Source organism: Azorhizophilus paspali (genome assembly GCF_043587585.2).
Classification (GTDB): domain Bacteria; phylum Pseudomonadota; class Gammaproteobacteria; order Pseudomonadales; family Pseudomonadaceae; genus Azotobacter; species Azotobacter paspali.
The window spans coordinates 4,289,393-4,308,668 of record NZ_CP171449.1; the positions used below are offsets into that span (position 1 = coordinate 4,289,393).

The 19,276-nt window shown below is 66.1% G+C and carries 17 protein-coding genes and 3 pseudogenes; 15 read left to right on the forward strand and 5 right to left on the reverse strand.

All coding sequences use genetic code 11. The features are described from left to right. Positions 1-67: 67 nt before the first annotated feature. Positions 68-1,044: pseudogene (locus ACGI6K_RS20895) on the forward strand (IS5 family transposase). 127 nt (positions 1,045-1,171) lie between these two features. Here ACGI6K_RS20895 and ACGI6K_RS20900 read toward each other — a convergent pair. After that, positions 1,172-1,441 (reverse strand): annotated as a pseudogene (locus ACGI6K_RS20900) (MurR/RpiR family transcriptional regulator); the annotation flags it as partial. Positions 1,442-1,539: 98 nt separating this feature from the next. Between ACGI6K_RS20900 and ACGI6K_RS20905 the strand changes: the two are divergent. Continuing rightward, positions 1,540-2,595 carry an RNA-guided endonuclease InsQ/TnpB family protein gene (locus tag ACGI6K_RS20905; RefSeq protein ID WP_376948746.1) on the forward strand — a complete coding sequence of 352 codons (1,056 nt, stop codon included), beginning with the start codon at positions 1,540-1,542 and terminating at the stop codon, positions 2,593-2,595. Positions 2,596-2,670: 75 nt separating this feature from the next. Next, positions 2,671-3,000 carry a hypothetical protein gene (locus tag ACGI6K_RS20910; RefSeq protein WP_376948744.1) on the forward strand — a complete coding sequence of 110 codons (330 nt, stop codon included), beginning with the start codon at positions 2,671-2,673 and terminating at the stop codon, positions 2,998-3,000. A 94-nt stretch (positions 3,001-3,094) separates the two neighbouring features. Here the strand turns inward: ACGI6K_RS20910 and ACGI6K_RS20915 are convergent, their stop codons facing one another. Beyond that, the gene (locus tag ACGI6K_RS20915) at positions 3,095-3,961 is read right to left on the reverse strand and encodes a DMT family transporter (RefSeq protein WP_376948742.1); all 867 of its coding nucleotides are present in this window, start codon (positions 3,959-3,961) and stop codon (positions 3,095-3,097) included. 333 nt (positions 3,962-4,294) lie between these two features. Between ACGI6K_RS20915 and ACGI6K_RS20920 the strand changes: the two genes are divergently transcribed. The 4 genes from ACGI6K_RS20920 (at position 4,295) to maiA (ending at position 7,253) form a co-directional block, all read left to right on the forward strand. Then, positions 4,295-4,633 carry a hypothetical protein gene (locus tag ACGI6K_RS20920; RefSeq protein WP_376948740.1) on the forward strand — a complete coding sequence of 113 codons (339 nt, stop codon included), beginning with the start codon at positions 4,295-4,297 and terminating at the stop codon, positions 4,631-4,633. A gap of 24 nt (positions 4,634-4,657) precedes the next feature. Beyond that, positions 4,658-5,203 (forward strand): VOC family protein, encoded by a 546-nt coding sequence (locus ACGI6K_RS20925; protein WP_376948738.1) that lies wholly within the window; start codon positions 4,658-4,660, stop codon positions 5,201-5,203. A 71-nt stretch (positions 5,204-5,274) separates the two neighbouring features. Then, positions 5,275-6,609: a fumarylacetoacetase gene (fahA, locus tag ACGI6K_RS20930; RefSeq protein WP_376948736.1), complete on the forward strand. Its 1,335-nt coding sequence runs from the start codon at positions 5,275-5,277 to the stop codon at positions 6,607-6,609. Continuing rightward, positions 6,606-7,253 carry a maleylacetoacetate isomerase gene (maiA, locus tag ACGI6K_RS20935; protein ID WP_376948734.1) on the forward strand — a complete coding sequence of 216 codons (648 nt, stop codon included), beginning with the start codon at positions 6,606-6,608 and terminating at the stop codon, positions 7,251-7,253. The genes fahA and maiA overlap by 4 nt, the downstream gene beginning before the upstream one ends. A 31-nt stretch (positions 7,254-7,284) precedes the next feature. Here the strand turns inward: maiA and ACGI6K_RS20940 are convergent. Continuing rightward, positions 7,285-7,985, reverse strand: a pseudogene (locus tag ACGI6K_RS20940) (ATP-binding cassette domain-containing protein); the annotation flags it as partial. A 352-nt stretch (positions 7,986-8,337) separates the two neighbouring features. On the opposite strand from ACGI6K_RS20940, the gene ACGI6K_RS20945 reads away from it, so the two are divergent. The 3 genes from ACGI6K_RS20945 to fhuB all read left to right on the forward strand — a co-directional run bounded on the left by ACGI6K_RS20945 (position 8,338) and on the right by fhuB (position 11,959). Beyond that, positions 8,338-9,105, forward strand: a complete 768-nt coding sequence (locus ACGI6K_RS20945; protein WP_376948732.1) for an ABC transporter ATP-binding protein — start codon at positions 8,338-8,340, stop codon at positions 9,103-9,105. A gap of 102 nt (positions 9,106-9,207) precedes the next feature. Beyond that, positions 9,208-9,915 (forward strand): ABC transporter substrate-binding protein, encoded by a 708-nt coding sequence (locus ACGI6K_RS20950; protein WP_394543989.1) that lies wholly within the window; start codon positions 9,208-9,210, stop codon positions 9,913-9,915. 37 nt (positions 9,916-9,952) lie between these two features. After that, positions 9,953-11,959, forward strand: coding sequence for a Fe(3+)-hydroxamate ABC transporter permease FhuB (fhuB, locus tag ACGI6K_RS20955; protein WP_376948730.1), 2,007 nt, complete (start codon positions 9,953-9,955; stop codon positions 11,957-11,959). A 194-nt stretch (positions 11,960-12,153) separates the two neighbouring features. Here the strand turns inward: fhuB and ACGI6K_RS20960 are convergent, their stop codons facing one another. Beyond that, positions 12,154-13,491 (reverse strand): condensation domain-containing protein, encoded by a 1,338-nt coding sequence (locus ACGI6K_RS20960; RefSeq protein ID WP_376948728.1) that lies wholly within the window; start codon positions 13,489-13,491, stop codon positions 12,154-12,156. A 79-nt stretch (positions 13,492-13,570) separates the two neighbouring features. Beyond that, complete coding sequence (locus ACGI6K_RS20965; RefSeq protein ID WP_376948726.1) at positions 13,571-13,774, reverse strand: MbtH family protein; 204 nt, start codon at positions 13,772-13,774, stop codon at positions 13,571-13,573. Between the two features lie 465 nt (positions 13,775-14,239). Between ACGI6K_RS20965 and ACGI6K_RS20970 the strand changes: the two genes are divergently transcribed. The 5 genes from ACGI6K_RS20970 (at position 14,240) to ACGI6K_RS20990 (ending at position 19,268) form a co-directional block, all read left to right on the forward strand. Next, the gene (locus ACGI6K_RS20970) at positions 14,240-14,980 is read left to right on the forward strand and encodes a sulfite exporter TauE/SafE family protein (RefSeq protein WP_376948724.1); all 741 of its coding nucleotides are present in this window, start codon (positions 14,240-14,242) and stop codon (positions 14,978-14,980) included. 136 nt (positions 14,981-15,116) lie between these two features. Next, positions 15,117-15,680 (forward strand): HupE/UreJ family protein, encoded by a 564-nt coding sequence (locus tag ACGI6K_RS20975; RefSeq protein WP_376948722.1) that lies wholly within the window; start codon positions 15,117-15,119, stop codon positions 15,678-15,680. A 285-nt stretch (positions 15,681-15,965) separates the two neighbouring features. Further along, positions 15,966-16,370, forward strand: coding sequence for a hypothetical protein (locus tag ACGI6K_RS20980; RefSeq protein WP_376948720.1), 405 nt, complete (start codon positions 15,966-15,968; stop codon positions 16,368-16,370). A gap of 997 nt (positions 16,371-17,367) precedes the next feature. Further along, the gene (locus ACGI6K_RS20985; protein ID WP_376948241.1) at positions 17,368-17,760 is read left to right on the forward strand and encodes a hypothetical protein; all 393 of its coding nucleotides are present in this window, start codon (positions 17,368-17,370) and stop codon (positions 17,758-17,760) included. 561 nt (positions 17,761-18,321) lie between these two features. Further along, positions 18,322-19,268, forward strand: a protein-coding gene (locus tag ACGI6K_RS20990; RefSeq protein WP_394543117.1) for an IS630 family transposase whose coding sequence is annotated in 2 segments (ribosomal slippage) — positions 18,322-18,661 and positions 18,661-19,268 — 948 coding nt in all. Because the reading frame shifts where the segments join, the coding sequence is not laid out codon by codon here. The last annotated feature ends 8 nt before the right edge of the window (positions 19,269-19,276 follow it).

Sequence of the window (19,276 nt, forward strand, 5' to 3'; positions counted from 1 at the left end):
ATGAAAATCCTGAAAAAGACTTCCCGATTCTGCTGGAATATGTCCGTCCCCTTGCCCGAGTTTCCCGATGAAGCAACTGTCCTTCGCCGACGCCGAGTACGCCGGCAAGCGCAAGCAGACCCGCCGCGAGCGCTTCCTGCTCGAAATGGACGAGGTGGTGCCGTGGACGGGGCTGATCGCCCTGATCGAGCCCCACTACCCGAAGGGCGAAGGCGGTCAGCCTGCCTATCCACTGGCCGCCATGCTGCGCGTGCACCTGATGCAGAACGGGTTCGGCTACAGCGATCCGGCGATGGAGGAGGCGCTGTACGAGCCCCCCCTCTGCGCCAGTTTGCAGGGCTGAACCTGGAGCGTATCCCGGACGAGACCACGATCCTCAACTTTCGCCGCCTGCTGGAGCAGCACGAACTGGCCGGAGGAATACTGGAGGTGATCAACGGCTACCTGGGCGAACGCGGGCTGTCGCTGTGCCAGGGGACCCTCGTCGACGCCACCTTGATCCATACGCCGAGCTCGACCAAGAACCAGGACGGCAAGCGCGACCCGGAAATGCACTCGACGAAGAAGGGCAAGCAATGGTACTTCGGCATGAAGGCGCATATCGGCGTCGATGCCAAGTCAGGCCTGGTGCATCACGTGGTGGGCACGGCGGCTAACGTGGCGGATGTCACCCAGGTCGACAAGGTGCTGCATGGCGAGGAAACCCTGGTCAGCCTTGATGCGGCCTATATCGGCGTCGAGAAACGACCGGAGCCCGCCGGGCGGAACGTTGTCTGGCAGATCGCGGCCCGGCGCGGCACCTATCGCAAGCCTGGCAAGCGCAGCCTGCTGTATCGCGTCAAACGCCGGATCGAGAAGGTCAAGGCGCAGATACGGGCCAGGGTCGAGCATCCGTTTCGGGTGATCAAGCGGCAGTTCGGTTACGTGAAGGTGCGCTTCCGTGGCCTGGCGAAGAATACGGCGCAACTGATGACGCTGTTTGCCCTGTCAAACCTGTGGATGGCGCGAAAACATCTGTTGGTGGCAGGAGAGGTGCGTCCGTAATAAGGGAAAACACCTCGCCAAATGCTCTTTGGGGCGGAAAATCAAACTTGGGTTGACCACGAGCCTGTGTTTCTGTCCTTGGCGAACCAGACAGGAGCAAAAGTCAGGGCTATTTCAGACCATCCAACAGCGCCTGCATTTCGCTGAAGCCCTTGAAGCCGAAGCGCTGCGAGAAGCGCACGATGGTCGAGGGATGCACCTCGCAGTACTGGGCGATATCGCTGACCCGGTCGACCATCACCCGGTCGCTCTGCTGGCTCATGTAGTTGGCGATGCGCTTGAGCTGACGCGGCAGGCTCTCGTATTCCGCCGTGATCAGTTGCAGCAGCCGCTCCACGCTGGCCGGCGTCTCCTGCAGCGCTTGGCCGGAGCCGGCGGGTGATTCGGAACTGGACATGCGCTTTTTACCGAAATGCACGGAAGGCCCCATACTTCTAGTGTGAGGATGAATAGCGTGGACGGCGCTAGCCGTCCCTGTCCCGATAAAGTGCCAGCATGAAGCAGACCAAGACCCTAAAGGTTCGCGTTCGAGACAAGCATGTTCCGCTGCTGCGCCAGATGGCCCGCAGCGCGAACTTCGTCTGGAACTGCCTAAACGCACTCGGCTCCCGAGCCATTCAGGAGCGCGGTCTGTTTCTGTCCACCTATGATATGGACCGCTACACCCAGGGTGCCGGCAAAGAGCTGGGGCTTCATTCCCAGACGTTGCAAGAGGTGTCGCGGGAGTACGCCACGCGCCGCAAGCAGTTCGGAAAATTCCGTTTGGGATGGCGCAAATCCCATGGCGTGCGGCACTCCCTGGGCTGGGTTCCGTTCAAGTCCGGCGCTGCCAAGTGGAAGAACGGGCAGGTCTACCACAACGGCGGCTACTTCAAGGCCTGGGATAGCTACGGCCCGAGCCAGTACACCTTCCGTTCCGGCAGCTTCAACGAAGATGCTCGGGGCCGCTGGTATTTCAACGTGGTTGTCGAGGTGGATGTCCAGCCGTCTACTGGCCAGGGTGCCGTGGGTATCGACCTTGGGCTCAAGGATGTGGCCACCTGTAGCAACGGTGAGCGCCTAGAGAATGGCCGTTTCTACCGCGACATGGAGAGCAAGCTGGCCACAGCGCAGCGTTCCTGCAACAGGTACCGCGTGAAAGCGATCCACGCCAAGGTCAAGAATCGACGCAAGGATGCGCTGCACAAGTTCTCTGGTCGTCTGGTAAACCAGTACGGCGAAATCCATGTGGGTGATGTCAGCCCCACGAAACTCGCGAAGACCGGTATGGCCAAGTCAGTGCTGGACGCTGGCTGGGGCCAACTGAAGGTGATGCTGGAATACAAGTGCGATCGCGCAGGCATCGTCTTCAAGGAAGTTCGCGAGGCGTACACCACCCGCACCTGTTCGTCCTGTGGCTCGCTCAGCGGGCCACAGAGCGTCAACGGGCTGCGAATAAGGGAATGGACCTGCTGTGAGTGCGGTGTCGCTCACGACCGCGATGTGAATGCGGCCAGGAACATTCTCGCGGCCGGGCATGGCCGTCCAGTGGTGGGAATTCCCATCCTTTAGGGCGGGGAGGATGTCAACGCACAAGCAGGCGGCCCCTCCCTAGCCCTGTAGACTCTCCCCAGATCGAGGTCCCCCATGACGCCCCATACAGATCAGCAACTCAATAATCTCGGCCTTTCCGAAGAGTTGAAAGTCAAGCTCCTGGAGGCCGCCCAAGAACATAATCGATCATCCACGGCGGAGGCCATCGCGAGGCTGGAGGAAACCTTCGCCCGCGATGACGTTGCCGAAGCCAGGACCATCCGCAATGCACTGATGGTCGAGCTTGGCAACGTACTGCAAGCCGGCCTCACCGCTGCCGAAGATCTCGACAAGGTACAAAGCGCGCTTCAGGAGGCCCAGAAAGTATTGGATGCGAAGTTGTCTTCAACTCATCTGTCGAAAGAAGACAGGCCGAGGCTCTGATCCGCTCGCGGAACGAAATGGCCAAGACAGTCGCGCCATGCCGCGGCGCAGGCCTTGCGCGACGCTTTCACGGGCGAGGCGAGCCATGCCCCTTTCACGGCTGGAGCCGCGTCTGCAGCCAGGCGCTGCCCAGCCCGCTCAGGGCGATGACGCCCATGCCCAGCAGGGCGCCGGCATCCGGCGCATGGTCGAACAGCAATAGGCCGAGCAGCATGGCAAAGAGGATTTGCAAGTAGCTGAACGGCGCCAGCGACACCGGCGAGCTGTACTGGAAGGCGATGGTCAGCAGCATGTGCCCGCCGACGGCGATCGCGCCCAGTGCGGCCATGGCCAGCAGTTGCGGCCAGGGTGGCAGGCCCTGCCAGAACAGCGGCAGCAGCAGGTTCATGCCGGTCGCGCCGACCAGCCCGGTGACCAGGTTGGTGGCACCGGCGCTGTCGCGGGTGCCGATGCGCCGGGTCAGCAACTGGTAGAGCGCGTAGCAGGTGGCCGACGCCACCGGCAGCAGCATGGCCGGGGTGAGCAGTCCGCCGCCGGGGCGGACGATGATCAGCACGCCGAGGAAGCCGACACCGACCGCTAGCCACTGGCCGGGATTGGCGCGCTCGCCGAGCAGCGGCATCGCCAGCAGGATCACCAGCAGCGGCGCGATGAAATGCACGGCGGTGGCCTCGGCCAGCGGCAGCAGCCTCAGGGCGGAAAGAAAGAACAGGCTGATCGACAGCAGCGACAGGCCGCGCAGCATTTGCAATCCTGGACAGTTGACCCGCAGCACGCGCCAGCCATGACGCGGCAGTTGCCAGGCGGCGAGCAGCAGGCTCTGCGACAGGTAGCGAATCCAGAGGACCATCAGCACGCCGTTGGAAGCGGCGAGGTACTTGGACAGGCTGTCATGGGAAGCGAAGGCCAGCGCGGCGATGCAGCTCAGCAGAATGCCCTTGAGCGGGCGGGATATGCTCATCCGGGCGGGCTCTTCGTCAAGTACCGCTTCAAAGGTTAGCTTCGCGAAAGCGCGGACGGGCCCTCGCGAATTTCCGGGAACGACGGGGCGGGAAGGTTTTCCGATATCTTCGCCCCCGCACATCAGAAGACGTAGTCGGTGCTCGGGAGGCTTCGACGCGCGGTTGAGCAAGGAAATCTTCGGTTTCGCCGAAGTGCGCTACTTCGACATCGAGGGCGTGAAGACCGGCCTGACCAGCGCTCGCCAAACGGCAGCTTCCGCATCCCGATCAACCAGCCGAAGGACGACAAAGACCAGATCTCCGAGTACCTGGCCGAGTACAACGGCCCGGGCGTGCAACACCTGGCCTTCAGCACCGACAACATCCTCGCCTCGCTGGGCGTCATGAAGGGCGGCCCGAGCGAGATGCTCGACATCGACGCGAACGACTACGACAACCTGTTCCAGTGCCCGCCCAACCTGCGCGAGGACAAGGAGTGCATCCGCGCCCACCACGTATTGGTCGACGGCGACCAGGACGGCTATCTGCTACAGATATTCACCAAGAACATCATCGGCCCGATCTTCGTCGAGACCATCCAGCGCGAGAACAACCCGAGCTTCGGCGAAGGCAACTTCGGCGCCCTGTTCCGCTCCATCGAGAAGGACCGGGAACGTCGCGGCGTAATCTGAACCGGGTCAGCTAGGAGATATCCCATGAGCCTGTTGCAAGGTATTCATCACGCGGCCTATCGCTGCCGCGACGCGAAGCAGACCATCGACTTCTACCGCGAAACGCTCGGCATGGACCTGATACTGGCGATTTCCGAGGACCGGGTGCCCTCGACCAAGGAGCCCGATCCCTACATGCACGTCTTCCTCGACGCGGGCGCAGGCAACGTGCTGGCCTTCTTCGAGATCCCCAACTCACCGCCGATGGGCCGCGACGAGAACACCCCGGCCTGGGTCCAGCACATCGCCAGCAAGGTGGCCGACATGGACACCTTGCTGGCGACCAGGGAGCGCCTGCGCTCGCAGGGCATCGAGGTAGTCGGACCGACCAACCACGAGCTGTTCCAGTCGATCTACTTCGTCGATCCGAACGGCCATCGCATCGAGCTGGCGGCCGATACGGTGGAACCCGGCGTGCTAGAGAAGCTGCACGAACTGGCCGACCCGATGGTCGAGAAATGGAGCCACTCCTGCAGCACCGCGCGCCATGCGGCCTTCTTGCACGAGAAGGAATTCTTTGCCGACCACTGACCGGGCGGCTGCCTTGCGCCGGCCGGCAGCGCGTCGCTGCCAGCCCCCGAGAACAACAGGAAGACCGACAGATGAATACCGCTCTACTGCTCGACGCCACCCACAACCCGACCCTGCAGAGCTGGGTCGCCTCGGCCAACGACCCCGCCACCGACTTCCCGATCCAGAACCTGCCCTATGGCCGCTTGCGCCGCGCTGGCAGCGACGAGCCCTGGCGGATCGGCGTGGCCATCGGCGACAGAATTCTCGATCTGGCCCGCGCGGCCGCGGCCGGCGGCTGGAGCGACGAAGTGCAGACGGCGCTCGCCCCGCTCGCCGTCGGCGACCTCAACGCCTTCATGGCCCAGGGACCCGCGTTGCGCCGCCGGGTGCGCGCCGCCCTGTCGACGGCGCTGAGCGCCGGCAGCCCGCGCCAGGACGACCTCGCCGGCGCCCTGCTGTTCCAGGCTCAGGTGGAGTACGACCTACCGTGCCGGATCGGCGACTACACCGACTTCTACACCGGCATCCACCATGCGACTACGGTGGGCAGCCTGTTCCGCCCGGACAACCCGCTGCTGCCCAACTACAAGTGGATTCCCATCGGCTACCACGGCCGCAGTTCGTCGATCGGCGTCTCCGGCCAGGCCTTTCAGCGGCCACGCGGCCAAGTGAAGGCGCCCGACGCCGAACGCCCCGAATTCGTGCCCTGCCGCCGCCTCGACTACGAACTGGAACTCGGCGCGCTGGTCGGTAGCGCCAACGCCCTGGGCGAGCCGGTGCCGATGGACGCGGCCGAGGAGCACCTGTTCGGCGTCGTGCTGCTTAACGACTGGTCGGCGCGCGACATCCAGGCTTGGGAATACCAGCCGCTCGGTCCCTTCCTGGCCAAGAACTTCGCCACCACGATTTCCCCCTGGGTGGTGACCATGGACGCCCTGGCCCCGTTCCGCGCCCCCTTCGCGCGGCCGGCCGGCGATCCGCAGCCGCTGCCCTACCTCGACAGTGCCTTCAACCGCGACTTCGGCGCCCTCGACCTGCGTTTCGAGGTGCTGCTGCAGAGCGCGGCGATGCGCGAGCGCGGCGAGGCTCCGCACAGGCTCATGGAGAGCAACTTCCGCGACGCCTACTGGACCCTGGCGCAGATGCTCGCCCATCACACCGTGGGCGGCTGCAACCTGCAGCCGGGCGACCTGCTCGGCAGCGGTACCCAGTCCGGCCCCGCGCCCGGCGAGGGCGGCTCGCTGCTGGAACTGACCCTGGGCGGCAAGCAGCCACTCGCCCTACCCAACAGCGAAACCCGCACCTTCCTGGAGGACGGCGATACGGTGATCCTGCGCGGCCATTGCGAGCGCTCGGGCGCCCGGCGCATCGGCTTCGGCGACTGCGCCGGCAGCGTGCTGCCGGCCCGCGGGGTACGCCCATGACCATGATCCGCCTCTACAGCGCCGCCCGCTCCTCGGCCTCGTTCCGCGTGCGCATCGCGCTCAACCTCAAGGGACTAAAGTACGAGTACGTGCCGGTCGACCTGCGCGGCGGCGAGCAACTCGGCGCGACCTTCCGCGCCGTCAACCCGGCCGCCCTGGTGCCGGTGCTGGAAATCGACGGCCAGCGCCTGGTGCAGTCGCTGGCTATCCTCGAATACCTGGAGGAAACCCGCCTCGAGCCACCCCTGCTGCCCCGCGAGCCGGCAGCGCGGGCGCGGGCGCGGGCCGCCGCCCTGGCCGTCGCCTGCGACATCCATCCGCTCAACAACCTGCGCGTGCTCGGCTACCTCGGCCGCGAGTTGGCGGCCGACGAGAGCGCCCGCAACGCCTGGTATCGCCACTGGGTGGCGGACGGCCTGGCCCAGCTCGAAGCGCAGGTCCGCGCCGGCGGCGCCCACGGCCGCTTCATCGAGGGCGACCAGCCGAGCTTGGCCGACCTGTGCCTGGTACCGCAGATCTTCAACGCCCGGCGCTTCGACGCGCGGCTCGACCACGTCCCGCTGCTGATGGGCATCTTCGACGAATGCATGGCCCTGCCAGCCTTCGCCGACGCGCAGTGGGAGCGGCAGCCGGACTTCCGCTAAAGGCTGTTGAGGACTCACATGGAGAGCCATACGGGGTGGCGCCGAACAGGGTTTCCGCCACGTTAGTGCGGTTAGTGCGCCCGGCGCCCATCAGCCCAGCGGTGCCCAGCACCTCGCCGGCGCGCAGGTCGAAGTACACGCCCTGGAACACGCTCTCCAGGCCCAGGTCGCGCACCGAGAGCACCACGTGGTCGCGCGGCGCTCGGGGAAAAGCTGGGTCAGTTCGCGGCCGACCATCATCGAGATCGGCCCGTCGCCATCCATGCTGTCGGCGCTCCGCAGGCCGATGTAGACGCCGTCGCGGGACACCGCCACCTCGTCGGCGATGGCGAACACTTCGTCCATCTTGTGGGTGATGTAGATGATGCCCTTCCCCACACAGCCTTAAGGTCGGCGATGATCGAGAACAGGTGCGCAACCTTCCCGTCGAATCGCCGAGGTCGGCTCGTCCACGATCAGCAGGTCGCCGTCGTAGGACACCGCCTTGGCGATCTCTATCATCTGCCGCCCGGCGATGCTCAAGCTGCCGACTGGCGCCTCGGGGTCGAGGTCGATGCGCAGGCGCTCGAACAGTTTCCTGGTCTGCCGGTGCATCTTGCGGTGGTCGACGATGCGCTTGGCGTTGAGCGGCTCGCGGCCGAGCCAGATGTTCTCGGCGATGCCTATAAAGGGCATCAGGTTGAGTTCCTGGTGGATCATCGCGATGCCGGCCCGAAGGGCGGCAAGCGCCGTGGAGCCGGCCAGGCACAGAACGGTTGCGAACAGGACAGCCCGCGTACGGCTCAGGGGCCGGGAAGAACTGGCGACATGTATGACGGTACCTTGCTTATTTTTGTTGGCGGACACCGACAGCCCGGAATCGGAGCGGGACGGCACCCTTGCTCGTCTAGAGGATTGAGTTCTATATGGAAAAAAATTCCATAAAATAAAATTTTAGAATTTTATTCCCTGTCTGTCCGAACGTCCGAACGTTCCACCGCCCTTTCGCCCGATAAATTCGAGCCGACAAAAAATTGATAATCATTATCACCTGAACTAAAGTTTCAACATTCCCGTCCCTTACCGCCCGAGGAGTGGAGTCACGATGTTCGAGCTGAACGACGTCAGCTTCCACCTGGCCGACCGCCGCCTACTGCAACAGATCAACCTGCAGATTCCCCAGGGTCAGACGGTCGGCCTGATTGGCCACAACGGCTCGGGCAAGTCCACCCTGGTCAAGCTCCTGGCCCGCCAGTTGGAGCCGGCCGGCGGCCGCCTGCGGCTGGACGGCCGGTTGCTGAACGAGTGGCCGGAACGCAAGTTCGCCCGCCATGTCGCCTACCTACCGCAGCGCCTGCCGGCAGTGGAAAATCTGACGGTGCGCGAGTTGGTCGGCTTCAGCCGCTATCCCTGGCACGGCCCGCTCGGTCGCTTCGGCGCCGACGACCGGCTCCATGTCGAGCGCGCCCTGGAGCTGACCGGCGTCGCCGCTTTCGCCGAGTGGCCGGCCGAACGGCTCTCCGACGGAGAGCGCCAACGCGTCTGGCTGGCCATGCTGTTGGCGCAGAACACCCGTTACCTGTTGCTCGACGAGCCCAGCTCGGCGCCCGACCCGGCCCATCAGGTGGAAATCCTCGACCTGCTGCGCGACCTCGGCCGCCACCTGGGACTCGGCGTGGTGATAGTGCTGCACGACATCAACATGGCGGCCCGCTACTGCGACCACCTGGTGGCTCTGCACGAAGGACGCCTCCTAGCCAGCGGCCCGCCGTCGGCGCTGATGAATCCCGGCACCCTGGAAGCGCTCTACAGCATTCCGATGCACGTACTGCAGCATCCCGAAGCCGGCCAGCCGGTCGCCGTGGTGCATTGATGCGCGTCCTGTTCGCCGCGCTGCCGCTGATGCTCGCCCTGCCCTTGCCGGCCGCGCCGCCGCAGCGCAATCGCGGCGATCGACTGGGGCCTGGCCGAGACCCTGCTCGGCTTAGGCGTCGCCCCGGTCGCCGTGGCCCAACTCGACGGCCACCGGCGTTGGGTCGACGAACCGGCGCTGCCGGCCGGGGTGGTCGATCTCAGCCTGCGCAACGAACCAAACCTGGAACTGCTCGCCGAACTCCAGCCCGAACTGATCCTGATCGGCCCGCCGTTCGAGGACGCCCGCACCTGTCCGGAGCGCATCGCGCCGGTCAGAAGCCTAGCGCTCTCCGGCCCGGACGGCGAGGCCTACACGAATGCCCGGCGGGTGGCCCGCAGATTGGCCGGACCGCTCGGCCGCGAGGCTGCCGGCGAGGCGCCGATCGCCCACGTCGATGCCCGCCTGGCAGGACGCCAGCGGCCGCCTCTCTACGTAGCCGGCTTCCTCGATGCGCGCCATGTCCACCTGTTCAGCGCGCGGAGCTTCTACCAGGGGGTGCTCGAGCAGGTAGGCCTGGAGAATGCCTGGAACGGCCGCACCAATCGCTGGGGCTTCGCCCAAGTCGGCATCGAACGGTCGGCCGAACGCCCGGAGGCAACGCTGCTCTACCTCGAATCGCTGCCGCCGCACGCCTCCGGGCCGCCAGCCCGCTTTGGCAGCACCTGCTATCGGTCCGCGCCGGACGCGCGCACGGCTTGTCACCGGTCTGGAGCTTTGGCGGCCTGCCCGCCGCCGAACTCTTCGCTGGACAGCTCGAAGCGCACCTGACCGCTCTTCCGTCTCCGGTTTCCGACAGTTCCTATCCATGACCGACCGCTCCAGCAGCCCCCTACCGACGAACATCCCCCGTCTGGTCAGCCGTACCCCTCTCCCCCTGTGCCTCGTCCTGCTGCTCGCCGCCCTGGCCCTGGCCGGCACCGACCTCGCCGGGCGCCTGCCGGTGGCGCAGTGGCTGCCGGCGCTGCTCGCTCCGGCGGAAGACGACATGCGCCAGGTTCTTTTGCATTTCAACTGGCTGCCGCGCCTGTGCATGGCCGCGCTGTGCGGCGCCGCGCTGGCCCTCGCCGGCACCCTGATGCAGCAGGTGCTGCACAACCCGCTGGCCTCGCCGGACACCCTGGGCGTGGCCAGCGGCGCCCAACTGGCGCTGGTGTTGGCCCGCCTGTGGGCACCGGCGCTGTTAGTCGATGGCCGCGAGTGGGTCGCCTTGGCCGGCGGCGGCCTGTCCGCCCTGCTGGTGTTCGCCCTCGCCTGGCGTCGCGGCCTCGCCCCCTTGACGGTAATCCTCGCTGGGCTGGCGGTCAGCCTCTACCTCGGCGCCCTGGGCAAGAGCTTGCTACTGACCCGCGAGCAGGACCTCGGCGCGCTGCTCGTCTGGAGTTCCGGCTCGCTCGTCCAGAACGGCTGGCAAGACATGGGCTTTCTCCTGCCGCGCCTGGCCGCGGTGCTGCTGCTGATGTTGCCGCTGCTACGCCCGCTCGCCCTGCTGGAGCTGGACGACAGCGGTGCGCGCAACCTCGGTGTGTCGCTCGGCCCGCTGCGTGGCATGGGCCTGGCCCTGGCGGTGTACCTCAGCGCCTGCGTGACCAGCAGCGTCGGGGTGATCGGCTGCGTCGGCCTAGCCGCCCCGGCCATCGCCCGCCTGCTCGGTGCGCGGCGTTTCGCCCAGCGGCTATTCTGGGCGCCGCTGCTCGGCGCGGCGCTGTTGCTGGTCACCGACTTGGCGGTCCAGCGCCTGGCTGGCCAGCGGATCGAACCGTTGTCCACCGGCAGCGTCGCCAGCCTGCTCGGCGCGCCGCTGCTGCTCTGGCTGCTGCCGCGCCTGCAAGCTGCCGGTGGCCACTCACAGGTCGCCGCCGTCGCGCCCTGGCGCCACCCGTATCCCTGGCGCCGGCTCGCCCTGCTCGGCGCCCTGCTGCTGCTCGCCACCCCGCTCGCCCTCGGTTTCGGCCAGGGCCCGCACGGCTGGGATTGGCGAACCGACGCGGCACTGCTCGACCTGCGCCTGCCGCGGCTGGTCGCCGCCCTCGCCGCCGGCACCCTGCTAGCGTTGGCCGGCACCCTGATGCAACGACTCACCGCCAATCCCATGGCCAGCCCCGAGCTGCTCGGCCTCGGCACCGGCGCGTTGCTCGGGCTGACGGCGCTGCTGTTCCTGCTGCCGGGCGCCGGTCTGGCGCTGAAACTGTCGCTCGGCGCCGGGGGCGCCCTGGCGGTGCTGCTGCTGATCGTGGCGCTAAGCTACAGAAGCGGTTTCGTTCCCGAGCGAGTGCTGCTGATCGGTATCGCCCTGACCGTCTTCTTCGATGCGCTGCAGGCGATATCGCTGGCCGACGGCGATCCGCGCGGTTTGAGCCTGCTCGGCCAGATGGCCGACTCCGCCTATTTCGTCGACGCACCGACCGCCTGGACACTGCTCGCCGGCGCCCTACTGCTGTTCGCCGCGACGTTGCCCTGCGCGCGCTGGCTGGAACTGCTGCCGCTCGGCGAAGGCAGTGCGCGCGCCCTCGGCGTGCCGCTGGCACGTAGCCGCCTGTGCCTGTTGCTGCTGGCAACGCTGACGAGCGCCGGAGCAACCTTGCTGGTCGGCCCGCTGAGTTTCGTCGGCCTGCTCGCCCCGCACCTGGCACGCCGGCTTGGCCTGGCCCGGGTACTGCCGCAATTGCTCGGCGCCAGCCTGCTCGGCGCGCTGATCCTGCTGCTGGCCGACTGGCTGGGGCGCAACCTGCTGTTTCCCCTACAACTGCCGGCCGGCCTGCTCGCCCCGCTGGTCGGCGGGGCCTGCTTCATGCTTTGCCTGAGGCGGCGCTGAAGGTATCGAGGCGCATCTCTTTCCTTGGTTCGGAGCCCCACCAGGGAGGCGAAGTCGATGGCGCTCTCCTCTTAATTCGACCTTGCTCGAGCACAAGGCCGCTACAAGGAGCCGACCGATCCGCTCGAAGTAGCCATGGCGACCGCGCGCTACCGGGCACGAAGGATCGCGCACCCGCTCACGGGCGAGGCCGGTCAGGCACGTCGTCGAGGGCTCAAGCGGCCCGAGGCGTGGGCGCAGTGGGCACGGATCGCCCGCAGTTCGTCCTGCAGACGCTGCAGCAAACCCTCGAGGGTCGGCCGCTGCCATTGGCTGGAGCTGAAGTCGAAGCGCAGGTACAGGGCGTCGCCGCGCTGCCCGGCGGCGATACACAGGGGAGCGTCCAGCGGCGCGTCGGCCTCGCGCCAGAGACCGGCATCGAGCGGGCGCAGCGGCCCGGTTCCCTCGTCCTCGCCCGGCTCCCGGTAATCGAACAGCACCTGCGGGGCGACGCCGGCCAGTTCGCCGCGCCGGCACAGCAGGCCGTAAGCCAGGCCGCCGTCGTCCACGGTGCGCAGTTGTTCCCTGATCGCCTCGAGGCTGCCCGGCAGGTCGGCCGCCGGCTGCAGGCGCAGCGGGTAGAGGTTGGAGAGCCAGCCGACCGTGCGGTCGGGATCGAGGTCGTCGAACAGCGGCATACGACCGTGGCCTTGCAGGTGCAGGCAGACGCAGCACTGCTCGCTCCAGGCGCAAAGCACCCGGCTCAGCGCGGCGAGCAGCACCTCGTCGGCGCGCAGCCGGTACGCCTGCCGGGCAGCTTGCAGCAGTTCGCGGCTGAAGTCGGCCGGCAAGATCAGTTCGAGGTGTCGGCGCTGACCTTCGCAGGCCGGCTCCCTGGACAACAGGGGCAGTTGCGAACAGGCGCGCTCCTGGGTCCGCCAGAACGCGCGCTGCGCGCGGGCCGGGCCGGCGGCCCAGTCGTGCAGGCGTTCGGCCCAGGCCTTGAAGGAAGCGGACTTCGCCGGCAATGCGATGCACCGCCTTGTCGCCAGTTGCCGGTAGGCGGCCAACAGATCCTCCAGCAGCCACCGCCAGGACGACTCATCCGCCACCAGTTGATGAACGACCAGCAGCAGACGGTCGGCGCGACCGGCCCGGCTCAGGCGGCAGGCGCGCAGCAGCGGACCGCTTCGCGGGTCCAGGCTGCGCTGGACTTCGGCGGCCAGTGCGGCGATCCCGGCCTCGTCGTCCGCCGCACGCAGCCAGAGCAATTCGTGACGCCCGTCCGGCTTCCCATGCCACTGGCGCCAGACACCGCCTTCCTCGGCGAAACGCAGGCGTAGCGCGTCGTGCTGCGTCATCAGCGCCTGCAGGGCCTGTTCCAGCAGGTCCGGCTCCAACGCCTCGGTCAATTCGAACAGCAGGTAACGGTTGCACGGCGCCGCGCCCTGGCGCTCGAGCAGACACGCCTGGAACGGCAACAGTGGCACGGCCCCCTTGGCCAGCTCCGGACCGGCTGGCGACAGGGGAGAAAGCGGGGAATAGGCGCTCATGTCGACATCTCGGGAGCGGCACGATCCGGCCAGCGGAAGGCGGCCGGGGTTTCGGCGCCAGCGGACGGCGGCGCCGCTCTCACTTGCCCATGGCTTCGCGCAGGCTGCTCGGACACATGTCCGACCAGATCCCGGAGATGTGCGCCAGGCAGGTCTGGCGGTCGCCGCAGATGCCGATCTCCTGCCAGCCGGCCGGCACCGGCTTGTACTCCGGCCAGATCGAATACTGCCGCTCGGCATTGACTACCACCTGGAACTGGGTATCGGCTTGATCGAAATTCATGGCTTGACTCCTTGGTTCGGTCGGGCGGCACACTGCCGCATCACAGTTTTACAGACGAACGAATACGCGAATAATTTTCATTAACCATCGAACCCGGATACCTTCCGTCCCGCACGACCCGACTTTCCACAGCCTTGGGAAGACTTCCCGGAACGCGTCTCGAAGGCGATCTCCACCAGCGGACGCGAGCGCGACTGGCTTCCAGCGCTCCTGGTCCCGACTCATCCGCCGCGCCCTCGACAGCGGGCGAATATACGTAGGCGTCCCTTCACCGACCGCTTCTCTGGCTCCGGGACAGGCACAAATCTAAATGATAAATATTATCAATACAATAACGGCATATCGGAAAAGCCATTTCCCGAGGCAGCCGCCGCTCCGCCCCGCTATTGCCCCGCCCCGGCGAAACGGGTACAGCTAGGCGCCTTCGCCACGCCCGGCGCGCCCCTTCAGGAGCACCGCACATTCATGCTGTCCACGGAACTCCTTCTCGTCGCCGTACCGGCAGTGCTACTGACCGGCCTCTCCAAGGGCGGTTTCGGCGGGGCCTTCGGTGGCATCGCGGTACCCCTGCTAGCCCTGGCGGTGCCGCCTACCCAGGCCGCGGCGATCATGCTGCCGATCCTCTGCACCGCCGATCTGGTCGGCCTGCGTGCCTACTACGGCAAGTGGGACGCGGCGAACCTGAGGATCATGCTGCCCGGCGCGCTGCTCGGGGTGCTGCTCGGCTCGCTGAGCTTCGGCATGCTCGACGAGCGGATCATCGCCTTGCTGATCGGCGGCATCGCCGTAACCTTCGTGCTGCTCAACCTGCTGCGCCCGCCGGCCGGCACGGCCGGGTTGCCGCCGGCGCGCGGCAAGGGCACAGCACTCTCCGTGCTGGCCGGCTTCACCAGCTTCGTCGCCCATGCCGGTGGCCCGCCGGCGATGATGCACCTGCTGCCGCAGCAGTTGGACAAGGTGCGCTACGTCGCCACCATCAACGTCTTCTTCCTGCTGACCAACGCGATCAAGCTGCTGCCGTACGCGCTGCTCGGCCAGTTCTCCGGCGACAACCTGCTGACCAGCTTGTTCCTCGCCCCCCTGGTTCCGCTAGGCGTGTGGGCCGGACTCTGGCTGCAGGAGCGAGTCGATCACCTGTGGTTCTACCGCATCGCCCGCGCCGGCCTGCTGCTCGCCGGCATCCAGTTGATCCTGCAGAACCTCTGAGCCGGCGGCGAAGAAAGGGCGTAGCTTGCAGCGTCCCGGACGCTGCAAGGTGCGGCCCTTTTGCCTTAAGCTGCGCATCCAGCCGCTGTGCACAGCGTTGCGAAGACCATCGCCGCCCCGCTCCAGGACCTCCGATATGAGAACACGCCACTTTCTCCCCCTGCTTGCCCTGACCCTCTTGCCCGGCGCCGCCTTCGCCCATCCTGGGCATGGCGGGAACGGCCTGATCGCCGGCCTGCTGCATCCTCTCGGCGGCCTGGACCACCTGCTGGCGATGCTGGCCATCGGCATCTGGGCCGCACAACAGCCGCGCAGCCTGAAACTCGCCGTGCTAACCACCTTTCTCGTCGCGTTGCTCGGCGGCTTCGTGCTGGCCATGACCGGTACTGGCCTGCCGCAGATGGAAACCGGCATCGCCCTCTCCGTGCTGCTGAGCGGCCTGCTGATCGCCTGCGCCGCCCGCCTGCCGGCGCCGGTCGCGCTGACCCTGACCGTGGTCTTCGCCCTGTTCCACGGCCATGCCCACGGCCTCGAAGTCAGCGGCAACCCGCTGGGCTTCGCCGCCGGCTTCCTCACCGCCAGCCTGGGCCTGCTCCTCGGCGGCGGCCTGCTCGACGCGGCCGTGCAACAGCGCCTGCCCCTGCTGACCTGCGGCGTCGGCGCGGCCATCACCGCCAGCGGCGCATTGATGATGCTCTGACCGCCAAGGCGATCCGCGACCTCCGGACCGGGCTTCTACCCGGTCTTTTTTCGTGCGGGCACCGGACATGCACAAATCCGCTAACCGCCTCGTGACACAGATCAACAAAAATCCGATCCCCCTGCAGGAATCGCGACAAAAGCCCTGTCGACAACGCGACACTTTGTCGCGTAGATTATTCAATTCAACAAATAAATAATTGATTTATAAATAATTTATATATTTGGCATATTTAATGTAAGGTGAAAAGCGAAGCCCACTGAAACGCTCTTCGGAGGACCCGTCATGAACATGCACAGGTTCGGCATCCTAGCCCTGACCTTCAGCCTGCTGGCCTCAGGTAATGCGCAGGCGGATGAGATGAGCGGGAAAAGCGAAGAGCGAATCGCCGACAAGTCCACCGGCGGCATGACCGGGCTGATGGTCGGCGCCATCGGCGGTCCGATCGGCGCATTGATCGGCGCCGGTGTCGGCGCACTGGTCGGCAGTTCCAGCCACGCGTCAGGCGCCGATGGCGAGCAGGCCTTCCAGGCCCGCGGCGACGGCGCCAGGGTGAAGACGGTGCGCTCCCCCGGCCGCCGCTTCGCGACCGGCGATCAGGTCGGGATCCACGGCAATCGCCCTTCTCCCAAATCCGCCGGCAAATCCGCCGCCCTGGCCGACAACGCCGGTGCGCGCACCCTGCACTGAGGCGGCGAGCGCTTCGTACAGTCCGATCCATCAGCGATGCAGCGGATGCTGCCAGGTCCGCCGCGCCGAGCCCCGAGAACACCGGGGGCACCAGGCCAGCCCCGAAGGCCTCCCGCCCCTCCTCAGGGCAGTCGCATGAAGCGCTCGCCTGATACCAGACTGGAAAGATTGTGTGATCCTTGGCATGGCTGCTTGCCGAGTAGCCGGACAGTCCCCGTTTCGCCCCCCCCCCGGCCGAGTCACTTTTTCTTGCCTGGCCAAGAAAAAGTAACCCAAAAGAAGGCCACCCCCTCATCCGGCCCTGCGCTTCGCTCCGGGTTCCCTCCCTGCATCGCCGCTCCAGGGGCTCGCCGCGAAGGGCCATCCATGGGCCATCGCGGCCTCGCGGCATCCTTGCCGCTCGACCCCTTCCACGACGATTCCGCTCGGCCTCCTGAAGGGGGTATCCAGCGCGGCCTGACAGGTCGTGCCGCAAGAGCGAAAGCGCTTTCAGGCAACCCGGAGCCCGACTCCCGTTCAGAAGGCCGAGCGCAGGCGGCGCGTAGAGGGGCGAGCCGCAGGGAGGCGGCGAGAGTCGTACGAGGGGCATGGATGCCCCTTGCGCGACGACCCTCGGAGCGGCGCCGGAGCGAGGGAACCCCGGCGTAGCCGGGGCCGAATGACCGGGCGCGCTTTCTCTTTGGTTACTTTCTCTTTGCGCGCGCAAAGAGAAAGTGACTCGGCCGGGGGGCCGAAACAGGAGGTATCCAGCCCCTCGGCAAGCAGCCGATGCACCGGATTTGAAGACCAGGCCGGAACGACCAGGCACACAATCTTTCCAGTCCGGTATAGGAAAGACATTTCATGCGATTGCCCCGTGCCCCTCCTTAAGCATAAAAACGCAGTTATCTTCTTGACTCATATCAATCGCAAGGTTATTTTGCGCTGCAACAAAAGCAAAGATTTGCCACAAGCACCGCATCGCGTCCCGATCGACCGATTTCACGGAGGAACCGACATGAAAAAGCTCAGCACCCTGGCCCTGAGTCTCACCCTGCTGGCTGCCGGTAGCGTGAACGCCGCCGAAGTTCTCGAGGAAACCAAGGATCAGATTACCGGCAAGTCGATCGGAGGCATGAACGGCATGATGATCGGTGCGATCGGCGGCCCGATCGGCATGCTGGTGGGTGCCGGCATCGGCGCCTTGTTCGGCGGCAAGGCCCAGGAAGCCAGCGGCCTCAGCGACCGCGCCTACAAGGCTCGTAGCGCCGACGGCATGGAAAGGGTCGTGCGCTCGAACGAAGCCTTCGAGGTCGGCGACAAGGTCGCGACCCGCGGCAACCGAGCGTTCAGCGACGTCGCCCAGGCCGACGACAGCCTCTACGACAGCGCGCTCAGCTACCGCGAGTAAGGATTTCAATAGTCGAAAGCCCGGCTCTTCAGCCGAGCTTTTGCTTTCTGGGATCAGCACTTGGGAGTGCGGCCAGATTGGCATGGGCATCGGATCCCACCTGCAAACGCCACACTTTCCTCGGCCCAAGCGACAGATTTCGCCTTGCACGGCGAGTCACTTTTGTCAGTCACGACAAAAGTAACCAAAACCGCTTGCCCCTATCATCCGGCCCTGCGCTTCGCTTCGGGCTCCCTCCCTCCGTCGTCGCTCCAGGGACACGCTGCGAAGGGCCATCCATGGCCCTCGCAGCTCTCGCCGCCTCCATGCCGCTCGATCCCTTGCGCAACAACTCCGCTCGGCTTTCTGAAAGGGGCGCTCGGCGCTGCCTGAAAACTCCTGGATCGGCACAAGAAGGGCTTTCGAAGCCAAGCCAACACTCTCCTCTGACTTGTCAGCAAATCCTCGGCAACTGCTCCCCGTTCAACTAGAGCATTTTTTAAAAACACGAATTCGACATACAGGGGTTGCTCTTCCTGGTCATTTCGGGCCTCCTCTCCCGCTCGGATAAGGAGACTGAGAATGGCTCGAGCATACAGTGCCGATCTTCGCCGACGCGTCGTCGACGCGGCCATGAGCGGGCTGTCGGCTCGGCAGGCCGCCGAGCGATTCGACATCGGCACGGCGACGGCGATCGTCTGGGTACGGCGCTTTCGGGAAGGCGGGGAGCTCGTCGCCCGCCGACAGGGCAAGCCCCGGGGCTTGCGGCTCGATCCCCATGCGCACTACCTGCTCGGCCTGCTCGAGCAAACCCCCGACCTGACGCTGGCCGAGCTCGCCGCAACCCTCGAGCGGGAGCGCGGTATTCGGGTCAGCCTGGCGACGGTATGGACGTTTCTCGACCGGCACGGCATGACGTTCAAAAAAAGACCGCGCATGCGGCCGAGCAGCAGCGGCCGGACGTCCAGGCAGCGCGACAGGAGTGGCTCGAGGAACAACCCGGCTTCGACTGGCGCAAGCTGATCGTCGTCGACGAAACCGCCGCCGCGACCAACCTGGCCCGCCTACGAGGCTGGGCCCCTCGCAGCGAGCGCTGCCTGGCCGCGGTCCCTCACGGTCACTGGAAAACCACGACCTTTACCGCCGGCCTGCGCATGGATGGGCTAACTGCTCCGCTGGTGCTCGACGGCGCCATGAACGGCCCGGCCTTCCTGGCCTATGTCGAGCAGGTTCTGGTTCCCGAGCTGACGCCCGGCGATATCGTGGTGATGGACAACCTGCCGGCCCACAAGGTGGCGGGGGTACGCCAGGCCATTGAAGGCGCAGGAGCCACACTGCGCTACCTGCCTCCCTATAGCCCCGACCTGAACCCGATCGAAAGGGCATTCTCCAAGCCCAAGGCGCTGCTGCGAAAGGCGGCGGCGCGGACCGTGCCGCCGCTGTGGCAGAGCATTGGCGAGGCGATTGCGCAGTTCTCGGCGCAGGACTGCAGGCACTACTTCGAGGCAGCCGGATATGAATCAGAATAAGGTAAAAA